Raw genomic sequence first — 26,186 nt, 5'->3', positions numbered from 1 at the left:
CCTCTGGTTGCTTGCGATTCCGGTCCTTATAGGGGAGGCTAGGCGGGCTGTCGACAAAGCCAGGTGCATGCGCCTGTCCTGCCACTTTTATGCGCTTGTCTGTTTTGTCTGTTTTGTCTATTATGGACAAAACAGGGTATCCCATGAAAAACTATCCATCGACCGATCTGAAACAGAATCTTGGAGATGTGCTTGCAGCTGCCAGCCAGCAGCCGGTCTCCATCACTCGCCACAACAAGCCGAGATACGTCCTGATGAGCATCGAGGCCTACGAAGCGCGCTTCGGCAACGACAGCCGCCGCGTCTACGCTGCGGAGGATGCCCCGACCGAACATGTCGAGATGCTCGAGGAGTACGCCGCGGAATTGGACCGTGATTAAACCCGCCGCTGCGGACGTCTGGCGATATCCATATCTTTGGCATCGCCAACACGGAGACGGCGAGACCGAAGGCCGGAAGTCACGGCCTGTGGCCTTTGTGGCTGTCCTTCCTGGGAAAGCCGGCGGTACGAACCTCTTCATCCTTGCAATCACTTCCACGCAGCCGGGCCGTGATCGCGTTGCCGTTAGCATCCCGGAAATTGAACGCCACCGTGCGGGCCTCGACCCTATGCCCCTTTGGGTCATGGTCGATGAGTACAATCATGATATCCTGGAAGCGTCGGCCTATTTCGAGCCGGGTGCGCGAATCGGCGCGTTCAGCCCGTCATTTCACAAGAAAATTATGTTCGCTTTTACTGCGGTTGTCCGCACGGGTCAGTCCAAAGCCATCCCGCGCGCGGACTGAATCGATAGAACAGAGCACGATCGTGAGGGACCAAAAATGCCATCGACCGAACTGCTCATCGCGTTTTTCGCCACCACGGCGATTTTCGCCTACATTCCAGGCCCGGCCATGCTCTATGCCGCCGCGCAGACGATGGCGCGCGGCCGCTGGTCCGGCCTGACGGCGGCACTTGGCATCCATCTGGGCGGCTACGTGCATGTTTTCGCAGCGGCTGCCGGGCTGTCGGTGCTGTTTCATGCCGTGCCGACGCTCTACCTGGCGGTCAAGCTGGTCGGCGCGCTCTATCTGATCTGGCTTGGCGTCGCACTGTTTCGCAAGCGTGCGGACGGCGATGCGGCGCTGCCTGCGATCGAGCGTAAATCGGCGCGGCGCGCCTTTTTCGAGAGCATCACCGTCGAGGTGCTCAATCCGAAGACAGCGATCTTCTTCATGGCGTTCCTGCCGCAATTCATCGACGCCTCGGCGGCGTTTCCGGTCTGGCTGCAGTTCGTCGTGCTCGGCACGATCGTCAATCTGATGTTCTCTTCGGCCGATATCGTCTGTGTGTTCCTGGCGGGCGCCGTGATCGGCCGTTTGCGGCGTTCGAGCCGCGCACAGCGGCTGATGCAACGGGCGGGAGGGGCTGTGCTGGTCGGGCTGGGCGTCCATGTCGCCCTGCAGAAGAGCTGACCGCCCGAGCCTGCCGGGATCATGCCCTGCCGTTGCGCTGCGTGAATTTGCGGTATATCGGCTTTCGCCATGAACGATCCGACCAGTCGATTGATGAGCACTTATGAGATTGAAATCGGCCTTTTCCCTGTGTTGCCAGTGACATGATCAAGCACAATCCGCCTTCTCCCGAACCGTTGCACCGCGCCATTGCGCGGTTCGGCCAGGCCACAGTGCTGGTGGTCGGCGACTTCATCCTCGATCGTTTCGTCAACGGCGTCATCGAGCGGATCTCGCCGGAGGCGCCGATACCGGTGCTGCACGGGCGCGGCGAGACCTCGACCATGGGCGGCGCCGGCAATGTCGTGGCCAACATCGTTTCGCTCGGCGCTGCCGCTATTCCCGTCTCGGTCATAGGCACCGATGTGGCAGGCGATAGCCTGGTGCGGATGCTCGGCGAGCTTGGCGCCGATACGGCGGGCCTCGCGCAGGAGCGTGGTCGCATGACCTCGTCCAAAAGCCGCTTCAGCGCGCTCAACCAGCAGGTGCTGCGTTTCGACGAAGAGGAGATCAAGCCGCTCGGCGCTGCGGAGCGAGCCGGCCTGATCCGGCATTTCCGCGCCGCGCTGGCGCACGCCGACATCGTCATCCTGTCCGATTACGGCAAGGGCATCCTGCTCGACGGCGTCGCCGGCGACTTGATCGCCATCTGCCGCGAGGCTGGAAAGCCGGTGCTGGTCGACCCGAAGGGCCGCGATTATGCGCGCTATGCCGGGGCGACCGCCATTACCCCCAACCGCAAGGAACTCGGCGAGGCCGCCGGCCATGCGGTGTTCGCCGATGACGAGATCGTGGCTGCCGCACGCGAGCTGATTTCGGCACATGGTTTCGATTTCGTGGTCGCGACGCGCAGCGAAAAGGGCATGAGCGTGGTCGGCCCCGACGAGGCGCGCCACATCGCCACCCAGGCGCGCGAAGTGTTCGACGTTTCGGGCGCCGGCGACACGGTGATCGCGAGCTTCGCGCTGGCGCTGGCCGTGGGCGCCGATACGGTCATGGCCGCTTCGATCGCCAATGCCGCTGGTGGCGTCGTGGTGGGAAAACGCGGCACCGCGCGGCTGACGGTCGAGGAACTCACCGGCGCGCTGTTCCGTTCGCATGGGCCGACGGCCCACAAGGACGCCATCCTCGACGCCACGTCGGCCGCGCGCATGGTGGCGGCGTGGAAGGAAGAGGGCCTGAGCGTCGGCTTCACCAATGGCTGCTTCGACATCCTGCATGCCGGCCATGTCAGCTTGCTGCACGCGGCGCGCAGCCAATGCGACCGGCTGGTGCTCGGCCTCAACAGCGATGCTTCGGTGCGGCGACTGAAGGGCGCCGGGCGCCCGGTCAACGACCAGCACGACCGCGCCTGCGTGCTGGCAGCACTTGCCTCGGTCGATGCGGTCGTGGTGTTCGAGGAAGATACGCCGCTGGCGCTGATCGAAGCGCTGCTGCCCGACATACTGGTCAAGGGGGCCGATTACACGGTCGACACCGTGGTCGGCGCCGATGTGGTGCAGAAGGCCGGCGGACGCGTCGTGCTGGTCGATCTGGTCGCCGGAAAAAGCACCACCAACACCATTGGCAAATTGCGCGCCGGCGGCACCACAAACTGAGGGTTTCATGTCCGAGTTGAACGATTACCTTGTCCGCTCCGTGGCTGCCATATCAGCCATGGTCGAACGGGACCTGACCGGTGAGATGGAGCGGGCAGCGAGCGCCGTGGTGACTGCGCTTTCGTCGGGGAAAGCTTTGCTCATCGCCGGCAATGGCGGCTCGGCCAGCGACGCCATCCACATTGCCGGCGAACTGGTCGGCCGCTTTCTCAAGGAGCGCAAGGCCTACAATGTCATCGCGCTGCCGGCCAATGCAGCGGTGCTGACCGCCTGGGGCAACGACTATGGCTTCGACACGGTGTTTTCGCGCCAGGTCGAGGCGCATGGCGCTGCCGGCGGCGTGCTCCTGGCGATCTCGACCAGCGGCAATTCGCCGAGCATCCTTGCCGCCGCCGAACAGGCGCGGAGGATGGACATGACGGTGATCGGCATGACCGGCGACACCGGCGGCAAGCTGAAGCCTCTGTCCGATATCCTGCTCAACGTGCCGTCGACCTCGACGCCGATCATCCAGCAGGGGCATCTGTGCCTTTACCATCATTTGTGCGAGGTGGTCGAAGCGCGCCTCAGCAATGGCTGATTCCACGACCTCTGGCCGCTTTCCGCTGGCGGAGCCGGGCCTATGGGTCGAGCGGGTCGGCTCAAGGGTGTTCGCCGCCGGCTCGCCGGCGCTGTTCCTCGATCGCGACGGCACCATCAATGTCGATACGGGCTATCCGGATGATCCTGCCGAAATGGTGCTGCGCGCGGACATAGCCGCGGTGATAGCCGCCGCCAACCGGGCTGGCATTCCGGTCATCATCGTCACCAACCAGTCGGGCATCGCGCGTGGCTATTTCGGCTGGGGCGATTTCGCTGCCGTCAATTGCCGCGTGCTCGAGCTGCTGCGCGCCGACAATGCGTTCGTCGATATGGTCGTCGCCTGCGCCTATCACGAAGCTGGCTCCGGTGTGCTTGCGGTTGCCGATCATCCGATGCGCAAGCCCAATCCGGGCATGCTGCTGGAGGCGGCAAGGCGCCTCGGGCTCGATCTGCGGCGTTCGCTGATCGTCGGCGACAAGGAGGCCGACATGGAGGCGGGACAACGCGCCGGCCTCGCGCGGGGCTGGCTGGTAGACGGGCAAGCGGCTGTCCGATCGGGCTTCACAATTCGGCCTTGGTGCGAGCGCGCGGATTTCGACGGCCTGATCGCCGCAATAGGTGCACTTGGCGCCGCCTCGGGCGCGCCGTAACGGCTTACGTCCGGTCTTTGTCTCGCCAGGCTTCATAAAGCTTGGCCTCTGTCGCGAACGAATACAGCATCACCAGCATCGAATAGACGAACCCGTGCCGGCCGCACAGGAAGTAGCGCTTGGCCAGGTAGAACTTCAGGAAGTTGCCGAGAGGCGACAGCACCAGTCTTATCAGGCCGGGCTTCTTGGCTCGTTCGACAAGCGTGGCAACCTTGAGGCTGGAGTAGGTGTTGGCCCTTGCCAGATCCTCGGCAATAGTCATTTCGCGGCGATGCAGCAGCACGCCATTTTCTATCGTGCCGGTTTCGCCTGGCACCTCGAACGACTCATGGACCCGCAGATTGAGGTCCATCGTGGCCTTGTCGCGGCGGAAAAGACGCAGCAGCCTGTTGTGAAGCACCCAGCGGTGCGCATAGCCATAGCCCTTCAGCTTGTCGCGGCGTCTGATGTACCATCCGTCGAAGGCGTCATTCCCAAGCTGGGTCACATTCGTGATTGACTGCCTGAGCACGTCGTCGATGGCCTCGTCGGCTTCAATCGAAAGGCACCATGGTTGCGTGGCCTGATCGAGCGCGAATTGCCGCTGACGAGGAAAGCCCGGCCAATCGTTGTGAAAAAGCCTTATCGGGTAGCCTTTGGCGATGTACCCATTGACGACGTCCAGAGTGCTGTCCGTCGAGCCCGAATCGACGACGATGATCTCGGCGCAGAAATCGACGCTTTCCAGGCACTCGCCGATCATGTCGGCCTCGTTCATGCAGATGACCAGCGCCGAAACCGGGCTAGAAAATCGAGTCATCGTCCCACCCCACGGCACACTGTTCTCGGAATTGGGCTGCCCTGCGCCCCTGTTTACGCAATCCCGAAAGCGCTATGCGCTTTACCCGGGAAAACCGTTACATACTTTTTCTGGAATTGCTCTAGGAAACCAACAAGACGGCTGCGGCAGAAATTCCGGCTTCACAGGAGAGCTATCGAACGCCAAAGCGGCGCTGATATGGCGAGGCCTTCAAGCGACATCGGCGAAAGCTCGTTGCGGTTCAACCCGCTCAAGGCTGTGCGAACGAGACCAGCCCTTCGTCCTTGACCCGGCGGATGGTGAGCGCTGTGCGCACCGTGTCGACATTCGGGGTCGAGGTCAGTTCCTCGATGACGAAGCTCTGGAAGGCGCCAAGGTCGCTCGCCACGCAATGCAGCAGGAAATCGGATTCGCCCGACACCATCCAGGCGTCGCGTACGATCGGCCAGCCGCGGGTGCGCTCGGCAAAGATGCGCAGCTCGGCATCGGCCTGATGATGCAGGCCGACCAGGCAGAAGGCAACGACATCGAGGCCGAGCGCTGGTGCATTGAGCAAGGCACGGTAGCCACGGATGATGCCGGCTTCCTCCAGGCGCTTGACGCGGCGCAGGCATGGCGGCGCCGAAATGCCGACGCGGTTCGACAGTTCGACATTGGTCATGCGGCCGTCGCCCTGCAATTCGCGCAGGATCTTCCAGTCGATGGCGTCGAGGTCGGCCTTGAGGGGCATGTGGGCTCTCGATCATGAGGGGTAATACGCAAGAATCTTGCGTGATTTTGTAATTAAACGACTTCGCTGTCCATTCCATCCTTCGCCCGGAATATTTCGCGGGATCAGCGGCCGACAGGTGCGACAAAGCTTTCCGGGGACGAACTCCAACTTGCCTTGCTGGCGTCGTGGGCAACACTTACATTACGCGCGACAATGATCATGCCGCAATTGCCGGCAGCCCTCCGCAGAGGCTTTAGATGACCACCAAGCACGCGCCCGTTCTCATCATCGGTTCCGGCCCGGCCGGCTATACGGCGGCGGTCTATGCCGCCCGCGCCATGCTGAAGCCGATGCTGGTCGCCGGCCTGCAGCAGGGCGGGCAGTTGATGATCACCACCGATGTCGAAAACTATCCCGGCTTCGCCGACCCGATCCAGGGTCCGTGGCTGATGGAGCAGATGCTGAAACAGGCCGAGCATGTCGGCACCGACATCATCAACGACATCATCACCGAGGTCGACCTCAACGTGCGACCGTTCCGCGCCAAGGGCGATTCCGGCACGACCTATACCGCCGACGCGCTGATCATCGCCACCGGCGCGCAAGCGAAATGGCTGGGCATCCCGACCGAGCAGGACTTCATGGGTTTTGGAGTCTCGGCCTGCGCCACCTGCGACGGTTTCTTCTACAGGGGCAAGGATGTCGCGGTGGTCGGTGGCGGCAATTCCGCGGTGGAAGAGGCGCTCTATCTGTCCAATCTCGCCAGGAGCGTGACGGTCATCCACAGGCGCAGCGATTTTCGCGCTGAACGTATTCTGCGCGAGCGGCTTCTGAAGAAGGACAATGTCCGCGTCATCTGGGACACGATCGTCGATGAGATCACCGGTCGACCCGGCAAGACGCCGCTGCCGCCCTCGGTCGAGGGGCTGAAGCTCAAGCATGCGGTGACCGGCGAGGTGTCGCACCTCAAGATCGACGGCGTGTTCGTGGCCATCGGCCATGCGCCGGCGGTTGAACTGTTCGCCGGCAAGCTCAAGCAGAAGCCGAACGGCTATCTGTGGACAGCGCCGGATTCGACCCGCACCGATGTGCCGGGCGTGTTCGCGGCCGGCGATGTGACCGACGATATCTACCGCCAGGCGGTGACGGCAGCGGGGCTCGGCTGCATGGCCGCGCTCGAGGCGGAGAAGTATCTGGCCGGCATCGAAGTGCATCGCGAAGCGGCCGAGTAGAGAGTTCAGAGAGCGGCTTAGAAACGCCGTGTAAAAGCCTGATTTTTCATTCAGACGCCAAAACAGAACGAGGGGAATCATGGCGTTGGACTGGGACAAGCTACGCGTGTTTCACGCTGCGGCGGAGGCGGGGTCGTTTACCCATGCGGCCGAGACATTGCATCTGTCGCAATCGGCGATCTCGCGGCAGGTCAGCGCGCTCGAGCATGATGTCGGCGTGCCGCTGTTCAACCGCCACGCCCGCGGGCTGGTGCTGACCGAGCAAGGTGAGATGCTGTTTCGCACGGCGCATGACGTGCTGATGAAGCTGGAGACCATCAAGTCCCGGCTGACCGAGACCAAGGATCGCCCGTCGGGCGTGCTGCGGGTGACAACGACGGTGGGGCTGGGCGCCGGCTGGCTGACCGAGCGGGTGCAGGAATTCATCGAACTCTATCCCGAAATCAGCCTGCAGTTGATCCTCGCCAACGAGGAGCTGGATCTCACCATGCGCCAGGCCGATTGCGCCATCCGGCTGCGCCAGCCGCAGCAGCCGGACCTGATCCAGCGCCGCCTGTTCACCGTGCATTTCCACCTCTACGCGGCCCCATCCTATGTCGCCAAGCACGGCAAGCCGTCTTCCGTCGCCGAGCTGAAGGCCCATCGCATCGTCACCTTCGGCGTGCCGGTGCCGTCGCATCTGTCGGAGCTGAACTGGCTGGAAACGGTCGGTGATTTCGAAGGCGGACAAAGGGTGCCGACGCTGCAGATCAACGACATATTGTCGATCAAGCGGGCGGTGCAGGGCGGTGCCGGCATCGCCATGCTGCCCGACTATGTGATCAGCAAGGACTCCGATCTGGTGCAGCTGCTGCCGGAGACCGAGGTGCCGTCTTTCGACACCTATTTCGCCTATCCCGACGCGATGAAGAACCAGGCCAAGCTGCATGTGTTCCGGGACTTCATCATCGCCAAAGCCCGAAGCTGGTCCTTCTGATTTTCGTTTTCACGCCCTGCGGGATTATCCCCGCCAGGGCATCAGCCGAGGCAGCCAGCCGGGCACGTTGCGGCGGTAGGTCTCGTATTCGGCGCCATAACGGCGGCTAAGCGTCGGCTCTTCATAGAGCCTGACGAAGGCGCCCATGGAGACAGCGCTGACGGCGGCATAGGCGACCAGCGCCCAGCTCGAGAACAGCAGCGCCTGGCCGAGGATGATCGACAGCACGGCGACATACATCGGGTTGCGGACATGGCGGTAGATGCCGCCTATCACCAGCCTCTCGGTCGGGGCGACCGGTGCGGGTGTGCCCAGGCCCTCAAGCGCAAAATGGCCGAAGGCATGCAGGAGTGCCGCGCCCGCGGCAACGATCAGAAGCCCGCCAACAGGGGCAAAGCCCGGCAGGCCCGACCAGGGCAAGCCCCAGCGATCGGTCAACAGCCAGGGCACCAGCCCGGCAACCACGCACGGCGCCGCGATGAAGAAGGCCGCACTGCCGGCGATCGCCGAAAACCTCCGCATTGGCTGCTTGCTCCGCGATTGCCTTAGAAATGCACGCCTGCTGCCCGCTTCCACATCATTGCCCAGTTTTGGCATTTCGAGCCGGAAGCCAGCCGAGATTAGCGATTCTGTAGTTGCAATTGCCCGATTCAGCGCTCCATTTCGACGATTTTGCTGGTCCTATTGGCTTCTGGAATGGGTTAGACCACAGCCTGCGTCTTTTTGCATGTGTGTGTTGCAAAATAGATGCTTGTTTCTTGGGCATGATGAGCACATATATAGATCATCTCCTGGGCGCGTTCTCCTCCCATTAGCGCCCTCGAGTGTTCCCCTCTGGAGGTTAGCCTTAACAGGCACTCCAATCAAACTCAGCCGGATCTTCATTGATCCGGCTTTTTTGTTGCCTGTACCCTGCTGGGCCGGCCAAAAATTCCATCACAATTGCCACGTAACGGTGACATGTAACCTCTGGTAACATATCCCGGACGCCCGCGACCTGCTATGTAGATCATAGGACGCGGTGTGGTTCGGACGGGAGATGGGGGCATCACTCGTACGGCCCGGGCTCAGGCGGCTACCGCGTCCGAACCGTTTTTCCGCCGAACTCGGCGGTACCAAATGCGGCGGACCTGACGTTTTACCTCCCAAGGAAACGGTCCGCGAACAAAACGACGTCCGGTCCCCGCCGGACGTCGTTTTCTTTTGTTCCCCCGAATCAGGTTCGAGAGGAACGCCACGCCATCAGGCAGCCTTGCCGTTGGTGTTCATGGCGTCGTCGGCCAGACGGCCGGTGAGTTCGGCCATGTGGTCGAAGACGGCACGATAGCTGGCAACGCCCGCGGTCGCCGAGCGCAACTCGATGATCAGGTCGCCGATCTCGGCTTGCGGCATGGTTGCCTCGACGACATCCCATCCCGGCCAGTCGGGTCGCGCGTCGTAGCCGAGGATCTGGCCGCGCCGCTGCGGGATGAGAGCGATGATCTTCGAGGTGGCGTCGGAGGGGGTGACGATCTCGACCTTCATCACGGGCTCCAGGAGCACCGGCAAGCACGCGGCCATGCCTTCCTTCATCGCCAGCCTGGCCGCCATCTGGAAAGCCATGTCGGAGGAATCGACCGCATGATAGGAGCCGTCCGACAGGTTGACTGCGACATCCACGACCGGAAAGCCCAGCGGCCCGGATTTCAGATAGTCGCGGACCCCGGTCTCGACCGACTGGATGTAGGTCTTGGGCACGACGCCGCCGGTGATGGTGTCGGTGAACTGGAAGCCGGAACCGCGCGGCAGCGGCTTGATCTCGATCACCACGTCGCCGAACTGGCCATGGCCGCCGGACTGTTTCTTGTGACGGCCGCGCTGCTGCGCCGATTTGCGGATCGTCTCGCGATAGGGCACCGCCGGCGGATGACCTTCGACCGGTATCTGGTTCTTGCCTTCCAGCCGCTCGCGCACCACGCGCAGATGCATCTCGCCATGGCCCGACAGCACGGTTTCGGCCGAGTCCTGATTGTGGCGCAGGCTGAGCGAGGGGTCCTCCTCGGCCAGCCGCTGGATGGCAGCCGACATCTTCACTTCGTCCTTGCGCTCCTTGGGGCGGAGCGCGAAGGCGAAGACCGGCTGCGGCGGCTCGAACTGGACGAGCGGCTTGATGCCGCCCTTGGCCGAGCTCAGCGTCTGGCCGGTCTTGACCTCGTCCAGCTTGCCCAGTGCCACCGTGTCGCCGACCTTGGCGATGGAGAGCTTGGACTGGTCCTTGCCGAGCATCCGGTAGATGCCGGAAACCTTGGCCGTGTCGCCGCCGGGCAGCCAGAGTTCGGAACCGTCGACGACCTGACCGGAGAGGATGCGCGACACCGACAGCTTGCCGCCATGCGAGGTGTGGATGGTTTTCATCACCTGGACCAGGGTAGCCGCGCCGTCGGGTGCACCGAGCCGTTTGCGGGTCGCCTCGATGTCGGGTGCGTCGTGGCGGATCGCCTTCAGGAGGCGCAGCACGCCGTTGCCTTTTTCGGCGGTGCCGATCAGCACCGGGATCACCGCACCGTCACGCAGGTCGGCGGCGAGGTCGTCGAAGATCGCATCCTTGGGCGGCTCGATCTCCTCGAGCAGTTGTTCCATCAACTGGTCATCATGGTCGGCCAGCGTCTCCAGCATCGAGAAACGCGCTTCGAGCTCGCGCGCCTTGTCGTCGCCGGGAATCTGCGCCACCTCGCTTTCGGCATATTCGCGATAGATGTAGGCGCGCTCCAGCGCCAGGTCGATCGAACCAATGACGACACCGTCCTTGCGCAGCGGAATCTGGCGCAGCAGCAACGGCACGGCACTGGCCGGCTGCAGCATCTTCAGCGTGTCGCGCACGCCGGTGATTGCCTTGTCGACCTTGTTGAGGAACAGAATGCGCGGCACTCCGAGATCGTCGAGCTTGCGCATGATCAGTTGCAGGGCAGGGATCTTCTTTTCATCGGCCTCGGCTACGACGACCGCGAGGTCGCAGGCGGCCAGCACCGGTTCGGCCTCGAAAGAGAATTCGATGGAACCGGGACAGTCGACGAAGGTGATCTGCTCGCCCATGAATTCGGTCGTGGCGACCGTCGCCTCGACGCTCATGGCGTGGGCGCGCGCCTCGGGCGAATGATCCGAAACGGTGTTACCTGATGAAACGGGATTTTGTCGGGGAATTGAGCCCGTACGGGCCAATATGGCTTCGAGAAGTGTCGTCTTACCGCTTGCGAAGGGACCGACTATGGCAATGCATTTCGGTCCCGTGCGTCGTCCTCCGGCGCGAGTACCCATGACTGACCTCCACTCAGGCGTTTCCCGTAGGACCGACTGGCATGTATGGTTCAGGCTTGGTCAATCGGTCCTGAGCGGCGGCCGGCCTGTTCGACCGTCGCGGGCGGGTTCTTTTCAAGTGCCACCTGCCCAAAGCCATCGTCCCACTTGTTTGCCGGCAGGGCAAGAAAAATAGAAACCCTTTGCTCGGCAGTGGACCGTGCGGATCATATGCTGGGCTGGCAGCGGGAAGCTGTTGCACGTCGACCGATATCGGCCGAAACTGAAAACAGGCGACCCATCGCCCGCTGTTTGAAGGACCATCGACCCATGAAGATCATTGCCTGCGGCAGCGTGCCGACCGTCATCGCGCCGGAAAAATACTTCACCGGCCGGGTGCTGCAGACGCCGATCATCGAGAAAGAGGCGCCGGCGCGGCTGCGGGCCACGCTGGTCAGCTTCGAGCCGGGCGCGCGCACCCACTGGCATACGCATCCGCTTGGCCAGACGCTGTACGTGACGGTGGGCGCCGGGTTTGCCCAGACGTGGGGCGGCCCGATCCAGGAGATCAGGGCCGGCGACGTCATCTCGTTCGCGCCTGGCGAAAAACACTGGCATGGCGCGGCGCCCAAATCGGCGATGACGCATATCGCGATGCAGGAGGCGCTCGACGATGTCCATGTCGATTGGCTGGAGGGGGTCACCGACGAGCAGTTTGGCGGCCGAGACACCTAACCGGCGGAGGGCAGGCTTCCTGCCGCAGCGATCGTCGCGCCAGCTGCAAAACCGCTGGCATTTAAACCACTCTGACGCCCAGAAAATTCAGCCTCCGCCGGGCGCCTTCCCACGCCCTGATGCTGACATCGTTGAGATAGCAGTCCATCAAGACCCTGCAGCCGACCAAAATCTCGATCGGTTGTCCGGCAAAACCATTGCGCCCGGCCGCCCAAAAAAATTGTGTATTGTTCCGTCGTCAAAGCCATTTTCTCCGAAATCGGAGACCCCCCCTACGTCCCCTTCAAACCAACGCTGAAAATCGACAAGGGTGCTGTTGCTTCGGTAATCTCGTCCCACGGCTTGATCGCCTGAAAAGGTGCCAAAAACGACATCGGTCGCCTGAAGGACTCTGGTGTGGCTGTAGCCGATTTCGTCACGCATCCACCTGTACCTTGTGTCGTAGGTGGAGACGAATTCCGCAAACAAGTCGAGCCGGCCGGTCTTCTTGGGAGTGTAGGTAAACCAGATGCCGCTTTCGAGCATGGCGTGCAGGTAATCTCTATCGCCGGCGCTGTTGTTTTCGAAAAATACCAAGCCGCCCAAATCCGGCGCTCCATCCCACTCGTAAGATTCGTCTCGCAGAATGCGTCCGTCCCCGGTCCGGTTGAACCAGCTGTATTTGTAGTTACCGAAGGTGCCAGGCCAAAAATGGAAATACTCATAGGGATCGCCTTGCAGTTGCCGCGTTTCCATCGGCATCGCCCCATCTTTGCGGCGCGGCAAGACAACCATTTCGGAGCGATCGAAACTGTTGCCTAGAATTCGCTTTCGATCGTTGCGATCGGCAAAGCGTTTCAGTTTTGCCCTGGTCCATTTTTCAGTTTCCTCGGTCCAGTAACAGCCCGACTGTGCTTTCAGGTAATCAATTTTTGCCTCGCCAAGAGCGGAGATCTGGCCCTCGTCGTTAGGGTCCGACTGCTTGAAATAGTTCATTGATGTGGCTGTCTGCTCGGCAAATGAAACACTGAGCGCCTGCTTGAACCGCTCGGTATTTTCAGTGCCCGGCCCGGACACTATGAATTCGCCGTCGTGATTGTTTGATGGATTGCCGCCTTTGGCCATGATGCATCTCCCTTCCGAGGCTTCATGGTTGATCGAATGCGGCCGGCTTCCTCGTCGTCATATGACGATGGTCCGCGGGTTCGCTGCGCACGTTTCCCGGATTGTAAGCTGATTTCGCGCGTCTGGCTCGCACGCCATGCCGGCCGGCAACGTCCCTCGGAGCCACTTCGGCTTTGACTGTAGCACCTGCATGGCCTCTAACTCACGTCTGGATATAGCCATGTCAAAGCACCGTCTGCCCCTGGTCGCCGCTATCTATCTTGGTTCGTTCGTGGCTCTGCTCGACGTCAGTATCGTCAATGTCGCGCTGCCGACCATCCAGCAGGCGTTGCAAACCGATTTCGGCGGCCTGCAATGGGTGGTCGACGCCTACACGCTGTGCCTGTCCGCCTTCATGCTGTCGTCCGGCCTGATCGGCGACCGCTATGGCCGCAAGCGCTCGTGGCTGGCCGGCGTCGGCATCTTCGTGGCCGGCTCGCTGATCTGCGCCGTCGCGCCCAATCTGCCGGTTCTGCTGGCCGGCCGGGTGGTACAGGGCATCGCCGGCTCGCTGCTCATTCCAGGCGCGCTGTCGATCCTGACGCAGGCCTTTCCCGATGCGCGCCAGCGCGCTGGCGTCATTGGCGGCTGGGCGTCGTTCGCCGCCATCTCTCTGCTCGTTGGTCCCGTCCTCGGTGGCATCCTGGTCGAGACCGTCGGCTGGCAAAGCATCTTCCTGATCAACCTGCCGCTGGGCTTGATCACGATCGCGCTCGGTGCTGTTTCGATCAACGAGACGGCGCATCCCGAACATGCCCATCTCGACCTCGTCGGCCTGGCTCTCAGCATCCTTTGGCTGGGGGCGCTGACCTTCGGCCTGATCTCGGCCGGCGAGAATGGCTGGGGCGAGCCAAGGACGGTCGCGGCGCTGGTCGCCGGCGTCGTCGGCCTGGCTGCTTTCCTCGGCTTCGAGGCGCGCACTGCACGCCCGATGCTGCCGCTTGGCCTGTTCCGCGATGTCCGCTTTGCCGTCGCCAATGTCGCTTCGTTCGCGCTCGGCTTCACCTCCTATTCCAGCGTCTTCTTCTTCTCGATGTTCCTGCAGCAGGTGCAGGGCTGGTCGCCGACGCAGACCGGCCTGCGCATGGCGCCGGCCTTCATCGTCCAGATCGTGGTGTCGCCATGGATCGGCAGGCTGAGCGCCCGCTATGGTCACTCTGCGCTGATGACCATCGGCTATGTTGCTATCGGCCTGTCCATGCTCGGCATGTGCTGGGCCGGCCCTTCGACGTCCTACGCGATGCTGTGCCTTCTGTTCGCCATTGGCGGCCTCGGCAACGCGCTTGCAATCCCGACCGGCAGCGCTGCCGCCATGTCCTATGCGCCGCGCGAACGCTCGGGCATGGTGTCGGCGGTCATCAATGCCACCCGCCAGAGCGGCCTTGCCATCGGCATCGCCTTGCTCGGCGCCTTGATGAGCATGCGGGCAACCAACCTTTTGACCGGGTATCTCGGCGATGCCGGTGTCGCCAACGCGGAAGCGGTCGCCCGTGCTGCGATTTCACGGCATGATTTCGCAACCGATGCGGCGATGGGCGAAAGCGGCGTGCATGAACTCTATGCTGCCGCCTATGCCGGCGGCTTCCACGCCGCGATGCTGACGGCAGCGATCGGCGCGTTCCTCACCGCCGCATTGCTGGTTGCCGTGCTGGCGCCGGCCGAGGCGCGCTCGGCCAAAGAGACCAAGCACGAGGCGTGAGGCTGACGGCCCATTAAAAAACCCGGCGGTGAAGCCGGGTTTTTGCGTTCATAGTGCGTCGGTCAGGTCAGCGAAGCCGTAAAACGCTGGATCCGTGTGCAGGCTTGTTCCAGAAGCGTCTCCGAGGTCGCGTAGGAGATGCGGAAGTTGGGCCCGAGGCCGAAGGCCGAGCCGAACACCACCGCGACGCCCTCGGCTTCGAGCAGTTCCGAGCAGAAGGTCTCGTCGGTGTCGATCAGCCTGCCAGCCTTGGTCTTCTTGCCGATCAGCTGGGCGCAGGAAGGATAGACATAGAAGGCGCCTTCCGGCGACGGACAGGTGATGCCGCGCGCCTGGTTGAGCATCGACACGACAAGGTCGCGCCTGCCTTGAAAGATCGCCTTGTTTTTGGCGATGAAATCCTGCGGGCCATTCAGCGCCTCGACGGATGCCCATTGCGCAATGGTGCAGGCGCCCGATGTCTGCTGACCCTGGATCATGTCCATCGCCTTGATCAGTTGAACCGGACCCGCCGCATAACCGATGCGCCAGCCGGTCATTGCATAGGCTTTCGACACGCCATTCATGGTCAGCGTGCGCTCGTAGAGCTTAGGCTCGACCTCGGCGATGGTCCTGAAGACGAAATCGCCATAGGTCAGGTGCTCGTACATGTCGTCGGTCAGCGTCCAGACATGCGGATGCTTCAACAGCACGTCGGCCAGCGCGCGCAGTTCGGCCTCGGTATAGGCGGCACCCGAGGGGTTCGACGGCGAGTTCATCAGCAGCCATTTGGTCTTCGGCGTGATCGCCTTTTCCAGCACGGAAGCGGTCAGCTTGAAGCCATTGTCGATCGAGGTGTCGGCAAACACGGAGGTGCCGCCGCAGATGGCCACCATCTCGGGGTAGCTGACCCAATAGGGGCGAGGAATGATGACCTCGTCGCCGGCGTTCAGCGTCGCCATGAAGGCGTTGAACAGGATCTGCTTGCCGCCGGTGCCGACTATGGTCTGCTCGGGCTTGTAGTCGAGATTGTTCTCGCGCTTGAACTTTTTTGCGATCGCCTCGCGCAGCGGCACGATACCCGAAACCGGCGGATACTTGGTTTCGCCACGGCGGATCGCCTCGATTGCCGCATTCTTGATGTTGTCTGGCGTGTCGAAATCCGGTTCGCCGGCGCCGAGCCCGATAATGTCACGGCCGGCATTTTTCAGCTCGCGCGCTTTCTGCGTGACCGCGATGGTGGCGGAAGGCTTCACGCGGGAAAGGGTGTCGGCAAGAAAGGCCATGAGCTTGACGTCTCCATGGAAGATCGGCGCGGCCAGGAGCGACCGCGGCGCTTCTCATGTCGCATGATTTCGCGCAACGCAAGCATTGTCGGCTGATCCAGGTCTCAAGGAGCTGTGATCGGGACCCGGGGTCGGCAACAATAAATTCATTAACGAGCGGTAGAGGCTTGAGTGGCAGGATGGCAGACCAATTGCGGAGCGAGGAACCGTGTCGCGCAGCGTCGGGCTTGCCCACATCATCCGTCAGGACGACGGCACCTCCACCGGTGTCTGGGGTATCTACACGCTGCAAAGCGCCTTCCAGCCGATCTTCGCTTTCAAGGAAGGCAAGCTGTCAGTGGTCGCGTTCGAAGGGCTGATCCGACCGTTCCGCGACGGCGAGCCGCAATCGCCGATGAATTTCTTCTCGACCTGTCCGGCCGCCGACCGGCTGCATATCGAGGCGCTGACCAGGACGCTGCATCTTCTCAACGCCGGTGCCTGCCTGCCGCGGGAAGCATCGATCTTCGTCAATTTCGACCCGTCAGTGTTCACCGAACGCGCCGTTGCCGACGCTGCCTTGCGCGAAATGCGGCTCGTGCTGCACGAGGCCGGCATCGACCCGCGTCGCGTCGTCTGCGAGGTGACCGAGCAGCGGTCGGCGTCGCAGGAAGCCTTGCACGGCTTCGTCGCGGCACTGAGGGCCAACGGTTTTCGCATCGCCGTCGACGATTATGGCGCCGACGATTCCGACATCAATCGGGTCAAGGAATTGAAGCCGGATATCGTCAAGTTCGATGCCTACTGGATCACGCAGCTGATGGAGTCCGGCGCCGGCTTTGCGTTGCTGACCACCATGGTGAAGAACTTCGAGGAGCAAGGTATCCATACGGTGTTCGAAGGCATCGAGGAGGGCTGGCAACTGGAGCTCGCCGAGAAATCGGGTGCGTCGATGGTGCAGGGTTTCGTGCTGGCGCGGCCCGAATTGGCGCCGACCAGCTTTGGCGTCTTCGACAAGGCCAGGCAGGCGCCTGCCGCTGCTGCCGTCGACACGGCTGCTCCTGCCGCGGCAATGCCTTCGGCGCGGCCGGTCAAGGCCTTCGGGCGCCGGGTGGCGACATGAGAGACGATCGGCGGCGCAATGTCGGCGATGCGATCCAGGTCGACGAAGTCGGCATCGAATACGGCATCTATGGCGAGTTCCGGCTGCGTAGCGCCTATCAGCCGATTTTCGCGCCGCGCGGCCGGTCGCTTCACGCGGTGGCGGCCGAAGCCCTGATCGAGCCGCACCGTGCCGGCCGCCCCGGCGCGCCGAAGGTGTTCTTTGAAAGCGTTGCGGTCTCGGACCGGCTGTTTGTGGAAACCATGTGCCGGGCGCTGCATCTGAGGAATTTCCGCAACATCGGCGTCGACGGGCTCGACCTGTTCTTCAACTACAACCCGTTGATCAACGACCATGCCGGGCGGGCACTGCCCGAAATTCGCCTGATGACCAGGCATCTCGGCGAGTTCGGCCTGGCGCCGGCCATGCTGGTCTGCGAAATCACCGAACAGGCGGCGGACGATGCGCTTCTCGTGCGGCTGGTGCGCGAGATGCGGCGCGACGGCATCCGCATCGCCATCGACGATTTCGGCACCGGGCACTCGACCGAGGAGCGGGTGAGCCTGCTCAAGCCCGACATCGTCAAGATCGACGGCACCTGGTTCGCGGAGTTCTGCCGCCACGCTGCCGCCGAACGGTTCTTCCGCCCGCTGGTTTCCAGCCTGCATGACCGCGGCGCCAAGGTGCTGGTCGAAGGCATCGAGCAGCCCACCCATCTGCGCGTCGCGCTCGAAGGCGGCGTCGACCTGCTGCAGGGTTTTCTCCTTGCCCGTCCGGCCTTGGCCGGCACGGTATTCGAGGAGAAACCGCTGGTCATCGATGCGCTGCTGGGCCGGGACAGCAAGGTCGTGCCCCTCTTTGGCTAGGGCATGTCGATATTCAGGTGATGCCGGCCTGCAAACGGCGGCTTCCTGCGCTTCCCTAGTTCTACTGCCACGCAGTAGAACTGAGCTCACGTACTTAAGTACGCTCCGCTCCGGTTCTCGGAACCCACCGTTTTCGGCTCGGCCTGACCTGAATCTCGACATGCCCTTCAACGGCCTCAGATTTTCGGCGATTCACACATCAGCGGCGCTGATCGTCGTACCAAAACAAATCATTGGTTGAGACCGCCGCCGCTGCGATAATCGCGCGGAGACAGTGCTCCGGGGAACAGCCATGATACTTTACGGCATGATCGACAGCGGCAATTGTTACAAGCCGCGCCTGCTGATGGCCAAGCTTGGCCTTGGCTTTACCAATGTCGAAGTGAGTTCGCACACCGGCGATACGCGCAAAGCCGACTTTGTCGCCAAGAATCCGAACGCCATGGTGCCGCTGCTCGAGTTCGACGATGGCCGGCGGCTGGCCGAATCCAACGCCATCCTGCTCTATCTCGCCGAAGGCACACGCTTCCTGCCGGCGGACAGGTATGAGCGTGGGCTTGCCTATCAATGGCTGTTCTTCGAGCAATACAGCCACGAGCCTTACATCGCCGTGCGCAAGGCGCTGCTGACCTTCCCCGAACGTGCTGGGGATGCGACCCCGGAGCGGCTGGCGGTGACGCTGGAGCGCGGCAACAAGGCGCTCGGCGTGATGAACAGGCATCTGGAAAACAATGCCTTCTTCGCCGGCAGCGCGCTCAGCGTCGCCGACATCGCGCTCTATGCCTATACGCATACGGCGGAGCAGGGCGGCTTCCAGCTCGACGCCTATCCGGCGGTGGCGGCCTGGCTTGGCCGAGTGGAAGCGGATCCGGGGCATGTGCTGATCGGGTGGATGGGGTAGTTTGTCCCGCGCCAGGTGGGCGGATGGGTAGCTACTTCAAGAGATGATCATAGTCCGCATGGGTGCCGATCCAGAACCAGATCACATCATCGTTGGTGCGGGTGGCAACAGCCCGGTAATTGTCGTCAACTCGCGCAGACCAGTAGCGTCCGACCTGTTTGAAATGCAGCGAGGGATCAAAAGGGTGGGAGCGGAGTCTTTCAAAACGCCTGTCCGCTTTTGCTCTGATCGCCGATGGCAGTTTTTCGTAAGCCTCCCAGAACGATGGGGAGGCGACGTGATTCACAGAGGCCGCGTCCGACCAGCGCGATGGTCCGTCAGTGCCTGTTCGGCAAGCTTATCCAATCGGCCGGCCTTCGCATCGGCCTCGATCTGCCGATCCCACATATCCTCCCGAAGCGCTTCGAACCAGGCAGCAAACGCCTTCAGTTCTTCAGGGCTCAGTTCCGCAACGGATTTTTCAATTTGCTCAAGCTTGGTCATGGCCGAATGATACCACTACTAGGCTAAAAGTACCACCGGTGGGACTGTAGCGCCCGTTGCAGCACCTAACCCCAGACAGCAAAAAGGCGGGATAAATCCCGCCTTCCATGCTTGGTAGCCTGATCGGGAGGGTCCGGTCCGGGCTGGCAGCTATCTGCTGATCCAGCTTGTCGGGTCTTTCCGCTCCAGCGCGCTTCTCGCGCGACTGTCAGTACATCCGTGACTTGCCGCGCGCCCCGAGCTCTCGCCCGGCGCGCGCTATCGCAAAATCAGGCTGCCTTGCTCAGAGATCCAGCGGACGACTTGCCAGTGCGGCGGTCCTGCTCGATCTCGAAGTTGATCTTCTGGCCTTCGACCAGGGTCGACAGTCCAGCACGCTCGACAGCGGAGATGTGGACGAAAACGTCCGCGCCGCCCGCGTCAGGCTGAATGAAGCCGAAGCCCTTGGTGGCGTTGAACCACTTGACCGTTCCAGTTGCCATTTAGATAGTCCTTCACATTTGCTTTAGATTGACCGGACCGAGGTCCAGCCGGTGTGCATCGAGATTTTGGAGATAGACGTCAGCAAACGCGATTATCGCGAGGCCCGGATCGATCGGCCGAAATATCAATGGAAGGCATATAGGCTGCTTTCGCACGAAAAACAAGACTGCGTGAGAAAGCCGTGATGAGGGCGCCGCCCAATGGCCGCCCCAATCGCGTGAGAGCGTCGCGATGATCGGAGCCTGTGGGCGCTCGATCCACACCCGCTTGGGAGGGGATTTTGGGGGAGAGGACCATGAAAATCATTCTGCTTGCCGCCTGCCTGACGCTTGTCGCCGCTCAGGCGCAGGCGATCTCGCGCTACGACCCGACGCGTATGAGCTGCGGCAAGGTTCAGGGGACGATCGCCCGGCAAGGGGCGGTCATCCTGCGCTACCAGTCGAAGCGGGTGCCGGGACTGCCGCTCTACGACCGCTATGTGCAGAGCCAGCGATTCTGCAGCATGGGCGAGGTGAGGACACGGGCCTACGTGCCGAGCGCCGACACAAAGTCCTGCCCGGTCTACAACTGCAAGCGGCCGGACAATGACCGGCATTTCCGCCGGCGGTTCTTCCACAACAACTAGGCACCTGCCTACAACAATTAGGCACCTGCGTACATCAAAACCCGAACGACACCTGCGCTGGTGGCGGGGGGCCGACGCGCACGCCTTCCATGGCCAGCATCTTCTCCTTGGTGATCGATCCGCCGGGCGCCGAGAAGCCGCCGATCTTGCCGCCGGCGGCAAGGATGCGATGGCAAGGGATGACCAGCGGCACCGGATTGGCGCCAAGGGCGGCCCCGGTTTCGCGGGCGAGGCCGGCATGGCCGGCGGTTTTGGCCAGCTCACCATAGGTGGTTGTTTTGCCGAAGGAGAGTTTTCGCGCCGCGTCGTAAATGGCGAGGCGGAAATCGTCGACGCCGTCGAGATCGACCGGCACGGCGGAGAAATCGATGTCCTCGCCCGCCGCATAGGCCTTGATCGCCGCGATCAGCTCGACCACCCATGGCGGCTGCGCCGTGGCACTGGAAACGCCGCCATGGCGCAGCAGGCGTCGCTCCACCGCTTCGGGGCTGCGTTCGGGCAGGCAGAGCCGGATCAGGCCCTTTTCGCTCCAGGCAATGCCCATGAAACCGATCACTGTTTCTAACACTGCGTGGCCGGCCGTGATCGAAGCTGTCGTGACCATGATGCGTTCCTTCCCGCAAAGTGGCGAAATCCGGGATTCGTCCCGGTACATATGCGGAACAATATGGCATCACCGCCTGCGTCTCGCCACCCGAAAACCACCTGAGCGCCCCGATTGCCCGGCCTGAATCGCTGGTGTAAGGAATTTCTTAACAACCCGACAAACCGGACCCGAGCGCGGCTTGCCAGCAAAACTCAACCTTATCGCGATCGGCGTGATCCTGGCCGCCGTCGGCATCAGCGGCTGCACGTCGACCTCGCAGATGAAGCCCGCGCCTGCTCTCACCGAAACAGCGACCGTCGCCGGCACTGACGCCGGTTTCACCGTGCCGCTGCCGGAGACGGTTTCGGTGCTGCCGGAATCATCAGGAATCGCCCCCGTTCAGGCGGCCGAGCTGCCGCTCGATCCCGCCGCACAGCCGGCTGCCGCGACCGCCGCTTTTGCCGGATCGACACCGGCGGCACCAGCCGTGCCCGCGGTCATGGCCGCCAATGCCTGGCAGGCGCCGCCGCCGGCAGATGCGAGCAAGCCGGTCAAGGCGGCCGAGACCTATACGACCGCGGGGCTGGTCGTGCCGGCAACCGCCAAGGGCGATCGTATGCCCGGCGTCCAGCAGGTCGCCTATGTCGTGCCGCAGAACCCGGCGGCCCTGGTCCAGTTCCCGGCAGGGCCCGTGCAAGAAGAACACGCGACCGGCGTGCGTGGCGATGTCGAGCGGCTGATCGAGAAATACGCCGTGATCTATCAGGTGCCGGTGGATCTGGTGCGCCATGTCGTCAACCGCGAGAGCACCTTCAACCCGAAAGCCTACAACAACGGCCATTGGGGGCTGATGCAGATCAAACACGCGACGGCGCGCGGCATGGGCTATGACGGGCCGGCCAAGGGCCTGTTCGATGCCGAAACCAATCTGAAATACGCGGTGAAATATCTGCGCGGCGCCTGGCTGGTGGCCGGCGGCAACGCCAAGAAGGCCGACTGGCTCTACCAGACCGGCTATTATTACGACGCCAAGCGCAAGGGCCTGCTCGAGGCGACCGGCCTTGGCCGCGACCGCCAGCGCCGTCGCCTGCAGCCCGACGCCTGAGCGCGATGCCTGAACCGCGCCCGCCGGCTCTCAACGACATCCGGCTGCGCAAAATCCTCGACGAGACGCTGGTTCCGCCGCACTGGCCCGACGGCTTTGTCATGCGCAGCTTCGAGCCCGGTGATGCGCTGCCCCTGCATGCGCTGTTGACCGAAGTGTTCGACGACGGCGCCGACGGTCCGTTCGACGAGTGGTGGCCGCGCATCGCCGACGATCCCGAATTCGACCCGGCACTGTGCTTTCTCGTCATCGACGCCAAGGGCCGGCTGGCGGCAGCGGCACTGTGCTGGACCCGCGCCTTCGTCAAGGATCTAGCCGTTCATCCGGAGGCTCGCGGCAAGGGCGTTGCCGAAGCGCTGATGTGGCACGCCTTCGCCGTTTTTCGCGAACGCGGCGCCGATCATGTCGACCTCAAGACCAACACGGTCGAGAATCCCGCCGCCGTCCGGCTCTATGAGCGGCTGGGCATGATGCCTGTCGCCTGGGAAGGCTAGGGTGTGCTGATATTCAGGTGATGCCGGCCTGCAAATGATGGCTTCCTGCGCTTCCGGTGCTCACGTACCCAAAAATACGCTCCGCTCCGGTTCTCGGAAACCACCATTTTCGACTCGGCCTGACCTGAATCTCAACACCCCCTGATGGGTGTCGCCTCACGCAGGAACGGCGCGATTTGGGAACCCAAAAGCGCCGCTTCGCATTCAATGGGAGGTGAGGGCCTGACAAGCTGCCGGCGGGTGGGAGGATTTTCCGCGGCCGGCTGCGGAGGGACATTCACCATTATGAAACTCTCTCGCGCATTCCTGGCGCTCGGCGTCACTGCCATTCTGGCTGGCACGCCGGCGCGGGCCGTCGAGCTGTCGATGGTGTCGGGCGATACCGGCGACGGCATCAAGGTGCTGCGCGAGATCCTCGACCGTTACGAGAAAGACAGCGGCAACAAGGTCAGCATCGTCGTCATGCCGACGTCCGGGACCGACCAGTTCGGCCAATACCGGCTTTGGCTCGCCGCGGGAAACAGTGACATCGACGTCTACCAGACGGACGTGATCTGGGCACCGCAGCTCGCCAGCCAGCTGGTGGATCTGACGGCAGCGACCAAGGACGTCGTGGCCGAGCATTTCCCATCGATCATCCAGTCACAGACCGTCAACGGCAAGCTCGTCGCCTTGCCGATCTTCACCGATGCGCCGGCGCTCTACTACCGCAAGGATCTCCTCGACAAATATGGCGCCAAGGTGCCGGCCACCTGGAAGGAACTGGCGGACACCGCCAGGCTGGTCATGGACAAGGAGCGTGCGGCCGGCAATCGGGATATCTGGGGCTTCGTCTTCCAGGGCAACGCCTATGAAGGGCTGACCTGCGACGCGCTCGAATGGGTGATGTCGAATGGCGGCGGCCAGATCATCGAGCCGGACGGCGCCATCTCCGTCAACAACAGTCAAGCGGCGGCGGCGCTCGACATGGCCAAGGGCTGGGTCGGGACGATCGCGCCGCCCGGCGTGCTCGCCTACCAGGAAGAGGAATCGCGCGGCGTGTGGCAGACCGGCAATGCGGTGTTCATGCGCAACTGGCCCTATGCCTACGCGCTCGGCAACGGCGAGGGCTCGCCGATCAAGGGCAAGTTCGACGTGGCGCCGCTGCCGGCCGGCACGGGCGAGGGCGCCCGACCGGTCGCGACCCTGGGCGGCTGGAATCTCGCCGTCTCCAAATATTCGAAGCATCCGGATGCCGCGATCGAGCTGGTCAAGTTCATCGCTTCGCCCGCGATGCAGAAATACCGCGCGCTGAAGACGTCCAACCTGCCGACCATCCAGGCGCTGTATGACGATGCCGACATTGCCAGGGAGCAGCCGATTATTCCGCGCTGGAAGGAGATATTTCTCAATGCGGTGCCGCGCCCGTCGGCCGCGGCCAGGATCAAATACAACGAGGCCTCGAGCCAGTTCTGGAACGCCGTTCACAACACGCTGTCGGGCGACGGCACCGCCGCCGACAATCTGGGCGACCTCGAAGCGATGCTGACCAAGCTGAAGGGCCGAGGCTGGTGACGCGACGATGCCGGGGCACACGCCCGGCGGGACCGCAACGAGCGGGAGCGAAATGACAGGAATGGAACCGGAAACAGCCAGGGCCGCGCACTCGCCATTGACGGCACAACGCGTTCGCTCGGCGTGGCTTTTCCTGGCGCCGATGCTTCTGGTGCTCGCCGCGGCGGCCGGCTGGCCGCTTGCCCGCACGGTTTATTTCAGCTTGACCGACGCCTCGCTGGCCGACCTCGACGCGCGCCAATGGGTCGGCTTCGGCAATTATTTCTCGGTGCTGCACATGCCGAGCGGCCGGACCCTCTATGACGGGCTGCTCGTCGATCCGGTCTGGTGGCGTGCCGTCTGGAACACGGTTCGTTTCACGGTGATTTCGGTGACCTGCGAAATCATCCTCGGCACGATCGTTGCCCTGGTTCTCAATGCCGAATTCAGAGGCCGCGGCGTCGTCAGGGCAGCGATCCTGATCCCCTGGGCGATCCCGACGATCGTCTCGGCGAAGATGTGGCAATGGATGCTCAACGACCAGTTCGGCATCATCAATGTCGTGCTGCTCAACCTCGGCCTGATCAGCACCAAGATCGCCTGGACGGCCGACGCCGACACGGCGATGGCGGCCGTCCTCATCGTCGATATCTGGAAGTCGACACCATTCATGACGCTGCTCATCCTGGCTGCGCTGCAGATGCTGCCGAGGGAGATCATCGAGGTCGCCAGGCTCGACGGCGCCAACCCCTGGCAGATCTTCTGGCGGGTGACCTTGCCGCTCATCCGCCCGGCGCTGATGGTGGCCGTGATCTTCCGCGCGCTCGATGCGCTGCGCATCTTCGACCTGATCTATGTGCTGACGCCCAACAATGTGCACACCAAGTCGATGTCGGTGTTCGCCCGCGAGAACCTGTTCGAGTTCGACAAGTTCGCCTATGGCTCCGCCGCCTCGACCTTGCTTTTCCTGATCCTCGCTCTGCTCACCATCGTCACCATCCGCATCGGCCGGATCAGCCTGGACGGAGGCCGCTGACATGTGGATCGTGAAGCGCACGGCCTTTTACCTGCTGGTCGCGGTCATCGTCTTCGTCGCCGTGTTTCCGTTCTATTACGCCATCGTCACCAGCCTGAAATCGGGGACCGACCTGTTCCGGGCCGATCTGTGGCCGACGACGATCAGCCTCGCCAACTACCGGAATGTGCTGACCGAAGGCAGCTTCGTGCGCAACTTGCTGAACTCGCTGTTCGTCTCCGGCGCGGTGGTTGCCCTTTCGCTGTTGCTCGGCGTCACATCGGCCTATGCGCTGGCGCGCATTCGATTCCGCGGCCGCTCGGCCCTGCTGTTCATCATCCTGTCGGTTTCGATGTTCCCGCAGGTGGCGCTGCTGGCCGGGCTGTTCGAACTGGTCCGCATGTTCGGCCTCTACAATTCGCTGTTCGCGCTGATCTTCTCCTACATGATCTTCACCTTGCCGTTCACCGTCTGGGTGCTCACCACCTTCGTCCGCGACCTGCCGGTCGAGGTCGAGGAGGCGGCAATCCTAGACGGCGCGACGCCGTGGCTCATCATCACCCGGGTCTTCCTGCCGCTGATGTGGCCGGCGCTGGCAACCACCGGCCTGCTGGCCTTCATCGGCGCGTGGAACGAGTTCCTGTTTGCCCTGACCTTCACCTCCAACAACGCACAGCGGACCGTGCCGGTGGCGATCGCGCTGCTCTCCGGCAACTCGCAGTTCGAGATCCCATGGGGCAACATCATGGCCGCCTCGGTGATCGTCACGGTGCCGCTGGTGGTGCTGGTCCTGATCTTCCAGCGCAAAATCGTCTCCGGCCTCACCGCGGGCGGGGTCAAGGGGTGAGGGACGAGT

At 62.8% G+C, this 26,186-nt stretch carries 29 protein-coding genes; 19 read left to right on the top strand and 10 right to left on the bottom strand.

Annotation, left to right across the window (positions count from 1 at the left end; genetic code table 11):
• Window positions 1-143: 143 nt before the first annotated feature.
• The 6 genes from AC0L24_RS04655 (at window position 144) to AC0L24_RS04630 (ending at window position 4,324) form a co-directional block, all read left to right on the top strand.
• Complete coding sequence (locus AC0L24_RS04655; RefSeq protein WP_023809741.1) at window positions 144-380, top strand: type II toxin-antitoxin system Phd/YefM family antitoxin; 237 nt, start codon at window positions 144-146, stop codon at window positions 378-380.
• Window positions 373-786, top strand: a complete 414-nt coding sequence (locus tag AC0L24_RS04650) for a hypothetical protein (RefSeq protein ID WP_236382885.1) — start codon at window positions 373-375, stop codon at window positions 784-786. Before AC0L24_RS04655 ends, AC0L24_RS04650 begins: the two co-directional genes overlap by 8 nt.
• Window positions 787-822: 36 nt before the next feature.
• Complete coding sequence (locus tag AC0L24_RS04645) at window positions 823-1,455, top strand: LysE family translocator (protein WP_127809573.1); 633 nt, start codon at window positions 823-825, stop codon at window positions 1,453-1,455.
• Between the two features lie 143 nt (window positions 1,456-1,598).
• On the top strand, window positions 1,599-3,092 hold the full coding sequence (gene rfaE1 / locus AC0L24_RS04640; protein WP_127395769.1) for a D-glycero-beta-D-manno-heptose-7-phosphate kinase: 1,494 nt from the start codon (window positions 1,599-1,601) through the stop codon (window positions 3,090-3,092).
• Between the two features lie 7 nt (window positions 3,093-3,099).
• Entirely contained in the window at window positions 3,100-3,672 is a 573-nt protein-coding gene (locus tag AC0L24_RS04635; RefSeq protein ID WP_127270425.1) for a D-sedoheptulose-7-phosphate isomerase, read from the top strand.
• Window positions 3,665-4,324, top strand: a complete 660-nt coding sequence (locus AC0L24_RS04630) for an HAD family hydrolase (RefSeq protein ID WP_127809574.1) — start codon at window positions 3,665-3,667, stop codon at window positions 4,322-4,324. Before AC0L24_RS04635 ends, AC0L24_RS04630 begins: the two co-directional genes overlap by 8 nt.
• Window positions 4,325-4,328: 4 nt before the next feature.
• On the opposite strand, the gene AC0L24_RS04625 is transcribed toward AC0L24_RS04630, so the two are convergent.
• Both AC0L24_RS04625 and AC0L24_RS04620 read right to left on the bottom strand, forming a co-directional pair.
• Window positions 4,329-5,123 (bottom strand): glycosyltransferase family 2 protein, encoded by a 795-nt coding sequence (locus AC0L24_RS04625; RefSeq protein ID WP_127809575.1) that lies wholly within the window; start codon window positions 5,121-5,123, stop codon window positions 4,329-4,331.
• Between the two features lie 250 nt (window positions 5,124-5,373).
• Complete coding sequence (locus AC0L24_RS04620) at window positions 5,374-5,853, bottom strand: Lrp/AsnC family transcriptional regulator (protein WP_013530077.1); 480 nt, start codon at window positions 5,851-5,853, stop codon at window positions 5,374-5,376.
• Window positions 5,854-6,092: 239 nt separating this feature from the next.
• On the opposite strand from AC0L24_RS04620, the gene trxB reads away from it, so the two are divergent.
• Window positions 6,093-7,067, top strand: a complete 975-nt coding sequence (gene trxB / locus AC0L24_RS04615) for a thioredoxin-disulfide reductase (RefSeq protein WP_127267436.1) — start codon at window positions 6,093-6,095, stop codon at window positions 7,065-7,067.
• A 79-nt stretch (window positions 7,068-7,146) separates the two neighbouring features.
• Window positions 7,147-8,043, top strand: coding sequence for a LysR family transcriptional regulator (locus AC0L24_RS04610; RefSeq protein WP_023809733.1), 897 nt, complete (start codon window positions 7,147-7,149; stop codon window positions 8,041-8,043).
• A gap of 24 nt (window positions 8,044-8,067) precedes the next feature.
• Here AC0L24_RS04610 and AC0L24_RS04605 read toward each other — a convergent pair whose 3' ends face one another.
• Together AC0L24_RS04605 and AC0L24_RS04600 are read right to left on the bottom strand one after the other, a co-directional pair.
• Window positions 8,068-8,565 (bottom strand): methyltransferase family protein, encoded by a 498-nt coding sequence (locus AC0L24_RS04605; RefSeq protein WP_127809576.1) that lies wholly within the window; start codon window positions 8,563-8,565, stop codon window positions 8,068-8,070.
• Window positions 8,566-9,285: 720 nt separating this feature from the next.
• The gene (locus tag AC0L24_RS04600) at window positions 9,286-11,337 is read right to left on the bottom strand and encodes an elongation factor G (protein ID WP_127267438.1); all 2,052 of its coding nucleotides are present in this window, start codon (window positions 11,335-11,337) and stop codon (window positions 9,286-9,288) included.
• Window positions 11,338-11,646: 309 nt separating this feature from the next.
• Between AC0L24_RS04600 and AC0L24_RS04595 the strand changes: the two genes are divergently transcribed.
• On the top strand, window positions 11,647-12,051 hold the full coding sequence (locus AC0L24_RS04595; protein WP_127809577.1) for a (R)-mandelonitrile lyase: 405 nt from the start codon (window positions 11,647-11,649) through the stop codon (window positions 12,049-12,051).
• Window positions 12,052-12,198: 147 nt separating this feature from the next.
• On the opposite strand, the gene AC0L24_RS04590 is transcribed toward AC0L24_RS04595, so the two are convergent.
• Window positions 12,199-13,155, bottom strand: coding sequence for a hypothetical protein (locus tag AC0L24_RS04590; RefSeq protein WP_127809578.1), 957 nt, complete (start codon window positions 13,153-13,155; stop codon window positions 12,199-12,201).
• Between the two features lie 220 nt (window positions 13,156-13,375).
• Here AC0L24_RS04590 and AC0L24_RS04585 point away from each other — a divergent pair, with 220 nt between their 5' ends.
• Complete coding sequence (locus AC0L24_RS04585) at window positions 13,376-14,893, top strand: MFS transporter (RefSeq protein WP_127396155.1); 1,518 nt, start codon at window positions 13,376-13,378, stop codon at window positions 14,891-14,893.
• Between the two features lie 62 nt (window positions 14,894-14,955).
• Here the strand turns inward: AC0L24_RS04585 and AC0L24_RS04580 are convergent, their stop codons facing one another.
• A complete protein-coding gene (locus AC0L24_RS04580) occupies window positions 14,956-16,158 on the bottom strand; it encodes a pyridoxal phosphate-dependent aminotransferase (RefSeq protein WP_127809579.1) in 1,203 nt (400 codons plus the stop codon).
• A 208-nt stretch (window positions 16,159-16,366) separates the two neighbouring features.
• On the opposite strand from AC0L24_RS04580, the gene AC0L24_RS04575 reads away from it, so the two are divergent.
• From AC0L24_RS04575 to AC0L24_RS04565, 3 genes are all read left to right on the top strand, one after another.
• The gene (locus AC0L24_RS04575) at window positions 16,367-17,260 is read left to right on the top strand and encodes an EAL domain-containing protein (protein ID WP_127321442.1); all 894 of its coding nucleotides are present in this window, start codon (window positions 16,367-16,369) and stop codon (window positions 17,258-17,260) included.
• Entirely contained in the window at window positions 17,257-18,105 is an 849-nt protein-coding gene (locus AC0L24_RS04570) for an EAL domain-containing protein (protein ID WP_292700314.1), read from the top strand. The genes AC0L24_RS04575 and AC0L24_RS04570 overlap by 4 nt, the downstream gene beginning before the upstream one ends.
• 292 nt (window positions 18,106-18,397) lie before the next feature.
• A complete protein-coding gene (locus AC0L24_RS04565; RefSeq protein WP_127322770.1) occupies window positions 18,398-19,006 on the top strand; it encodes a glutathione S-transferase family protein in 609 nt (202 codons plus the stop codon).
• A 31-nt stretch (window positions 19,007-19,037) separates the two neighbouring features.
• Here the strand turns inward: AC0L24_RS04565 and AC0L24_RS04560 are convergent, their stop codons facing one another.
• The 3 genes from AC0L24_RS04560 to AC0L24_RS04550 form a co-directional block, all read right to left on the bottom strand.
• Window positions 19,038-19,292: a ParE family toxin-like protein gene (locus AC0L24_RS04560; protein WP_127270430.1), complete on the bottom strand. Its 255-nt coding sequence runs from the start codon at window positions 19,290-19,292 to the stop codon at window positions 19,038-19,040.
• Window positions 19,289-19,489, bottom strand: coding sequence for a hypothetical protein (locus AC0L24_RS04555; protein ID WP_027039317.1), 201 nt, complete (start codon window positions 19,487-19,489; stop codon window positions 19,289-19,291). The genes AC0L24_RS04560 and AC0L24_RS04555 overlap by 4 nt, the downstream gene beginning before the upstream one ends.
• A 269-nt stretch (window positions 19,490-19,758) precedes the next feature.
• Window positions 19,759-19,971: a cold-shock protein gene (locus AC0L24_RS04550; RefSeq protein WP_010910991.1), complete on the bottom strand. Its 213-nt coding sequence runs from the start codon at window positions 19,969-19,971 to the stop codon at window positions 19,759-19,761.
• A gap of 296 nt (window positions 19,972-20,267) precedes the next feature.
• On the opposite strand from AC0L24_RS04550, the gene AC0L24_RS04545 reads away from it, so the two are divergent.
• On the top strand, window positions 20,268-20,597 hold the full coding sequence (locus AC0L24_RS04545) for a hypothetical protein (RefSeq protein ID WP_023809723.1): 330 nt from the start codon (window positions 20,268-20,270) through the stop codon (window positions 20,595-20,597).
• A 34-nt stretch (window positions 20,598-20,631) separates the two neighbouring features.
• Here AC0L24_RS04545 and AC0L24_RS04540 read toward each other — a convergent pair whose 3' ends face one another.
• On the bottom strand, window positions 20,632-21,201 hold the full coding sequence (locus tag AC0L24_RS04540) for a methylated-DNA--[protein]-cysteine S-methyltransferase (RefSeq protein ID WP_473563490.1): 570 nt from the start codon (window positions 21,199-21,201) through the stop codon (window positions 20,632-20,634).
• Between the two features lie 181 nt (window positions 21,202-21,382).
• On the opposite strand from AC0L24_RS04540, the gene AC0L24_RS04535 reads away from it, so the two are divergent.
• The 5 genes from AC0L24_RS04535 to AC0L24_RS04515 all read left to right on the top strand — a co-directional run bounded on the left by AC0L24_RS04535 (window position 21,383) and on the right by AC0L24_RS04515 (window position 26,177).
• Complete coding sequence (locus AC0L24_RS04535; RefSeq protein WP_473563488.1) at window positions 21,383-22,288, top strand: transglycosylase SLT domain-containing protein; 906 nt, start codon at window positions 21,383-21,385, stop codon at window positions 22,286-22,288.
• Window positions 22,289-22,293: 5 nt separating this feature from the next.
• Entirely contained in the window at window positions 22,294-22,782 is a 489-nt protein-coding gene (locus AC0L24_RS04530; RefSeq protein ID WP_127326851.1) for a GNAT family N-acetyltransferase, read from the top strand.
• 285 nt (window positions 22,783-23,067) lie between these two features.
• Window positions 23,068-24,336, top strand: a complete 1,269-nt coding sequence (locus tag AC0L24_RS04525) for an ABC transporter substrate-binding protein (protein WP_473563487.1) — start codon at window positions 23,068-23,070, stop codon at window positions 24,334-24,336.
• Between the two features lie 52 nt (window positions 24,337-24,388).
• Window positions 24,389-25,351 carry a carbohydrate ABC transporter permease gene (locus tag AC0L24_RS04520; protein WP_473563486.1) on the top strand — a complete coding sequence of 321 codons (963 nt, stop codon included), beginning with the start codon at window positions 24,389-24,391 and terminating at the stop codon, window positions 25,349-25,351.
• 1 nt (window position 25,352) lies between these two features.
• The gene (locus tag AC0L24_RS04515; protein ID WP_473563485.1) at window positions 25,353-26,177 is read left to right on the top strand and encodes a carbohydrate ABC transporter permease; all 825 of its coding nucleotides are present in this window, start codon (window positions 25,353-25,355) and stop codon (window positions 26,175-26,177) included.
• The last annotated feature ends 9 nt before the right edge of the window (window positions 26,178-26,186 follow it).

Source organism: Mesorhizobium sp. WSM4809 (assembly GCF_055811655.1).
This window is presented reverse-complemented; position numbering and strand designations above follow the sequence as displayed.

Bases quoted from the DNA above. Each gene is read 5' to 3' on its own strand.
- AC0L24_RS04655 (WP_023809741.1), top strand. From the start codon at position 144: ATGAAAAACTATCCATCGACCGATCTGAAACAGAATCTTGGAGATGTG.
- AC0L24_RS04645 (WP_127809573.1), top strand. From the start codon at position 823: ATGCCATCGACCGAACTGCTCATCGCGTTTTTCGCCACCACGGCGATT.
- rfaE1 (WP_127395769.1), top strand. From the start codon at position 1,599: ATGATCAAGCACAATCCGCCTTCTCCCGAACCGTTGCACCGCGCCATT.
- AC0L24_RS04635 (WP_127270425.1), top strand. From the start codon at position 3,100: ATGTCCGAGTTGAACGATTACCTTGTCCGCTCCGTGGCTGCCATATCA.
- AC0L24_RS04630 (WP_127809574.1), top strand. From the start codon at position 3,665: ATGGCTGATTCCACGACCTCTGGCCGCTTTCCGCTGGCGGAGCCGGGC.
- AC0L24_RS04625 (WP_127809575.1), bottom strand. From the start codon at position 5,123: ATGACTCGATTTTCTAGCCCGGTTTCGGCGCTGGTCATCTGCATGAAC.
- AC0L24_RS04620 (WP_013530077.1), bottom strand. From the start codon at position 5,853: ATGCCCCTCAAGGCCGACCTCGACGCCATCGACTGGAAGATCCTGCGC.
- trxB (WP_127267436.1), top strand. From the start codon at position 6,093: ATGACCACCAAGCACGCGCCCGTTCTCATCATCGGTTCCGGCCCGGCC.
- AC0L24_RS04610 (WP_023809733.1), top strand. From the start codon at position 7,147: ATGGCGTTGGACTGGGACAAGCTACGCGTGTTTCACGCTGCGGCGGAG.
- AC0L24_RS04605 (WP_127809576.1), bottom strand. From the start codon at position 8,565: ATGCGGAGGTTTTCGGCGATCGCCGGCAGTGCGGCCTTCTTCATCGCG.
- AC0L24_RS04600 (WP_127267438.1), bottom strand. From the start codon at position 11,337: ATGGGTACTCGCGCCGGAGGACGACGCACGGGACCGAAATGCATTGCC.
- AC0L24_RS04595 (WP_127809577.1), top strand. From the start codon at position 11,647: ATGAAGATCATTGCCTGCGGCAGCGTGCCGACCGTCATCGCGCCGGAA.
- AC0L24_RS04590 (WP_127809578.1), bottom strand. From the start codon at position 13,155: ATGGCCAAAGGCGGCAATCCATCAAACAATCACGACGGCGAATTCATA.
- AC0L24_RS04585 (WP_127396155.1), top strand. From the start codon at position 13,376: ATGTCAAAGCACCGTCTGCCCCTGGTCGCCGCTATCTATCTTGGTTCG.
- AC0L24_RS04580 (WP_127809579.1), bottom strand. From the start codon at position 16,158: ATGGCCTTTCTTGCCGACACCCTTTCCCGCGTGAAGCCTTCCGCCACC.
- AC0L24_RS04570 (WP_292700314.1), top strand. From the start codon at position 17,257: ATGAGAGACGATCGGCGGCGCAATGTCGGCGATGCGATCCAGGTCGAC.
- AC0L24_RS04565 (WP_127322770.1), top strand. From the start codon at position 18,398: ATGATACTTTACGGCATGATCGACAGCGGCAATTGTTACAAGCCGCGC.
- AC0L24_RS04555 (WP_027039317.1), bottom strand. From the start codon at position 19,489: ATGACCAAGCTTGAGCAAATTGAAAAATCCGTTGCGGAACTGAGCCCT.
- AC0L24_RS04550 (WP_010910991.1), bottom strand. From the start codon at position 19,971: ATGGCAACTGGAACGGTCAAGTGGTTCAACGCCACCAAGGGCTTCGGC.
- AC0L24_RS04545 (WP_023809723.1), top strand. From the start codon at position 20,268: ATGAAAATCATTCTGCTTGCCGCCTGCCTGACGCTTGTCGCCGCTCAG.
- AC0L24_RS04540 (WP_473563490.1), bottom strand. From the start codon at position 21,201: ATGGTCACGACAGCTTCGATCACGGCCGGCCACGCAGTGTTAGAAACA.
- AC0L24_RS04530 (WP_127326851.1), top strand. From the start codon at position 22,294: ATGCCTGAACCGCGCCCGCCGGCTCTCAACGACATCCGGCTGCGCAAA.
- AC0L24_RS04525 (WP_473563487.1), top strand. From the start codon at position 23,068: ATGAAACTCTCTCGCGCATTCCTGGCGCTCGGCGTCACTGCCATTCTG.
- AC0L24_RS04520 (WP_473563486.1), top strand. From the start codon at position 24,389: ATGACAGGAATGGAACCGGAAACAGCCAGGGCCGCGCACTCGCCATTG.
- AC0L24_RS04515 (WP_473563485.1), top strand. From the start codon at position 25,353: ATGTGGATCGTGAAGCGCACGGCCTTTTACCTGCTGGTCGCGGTCATC.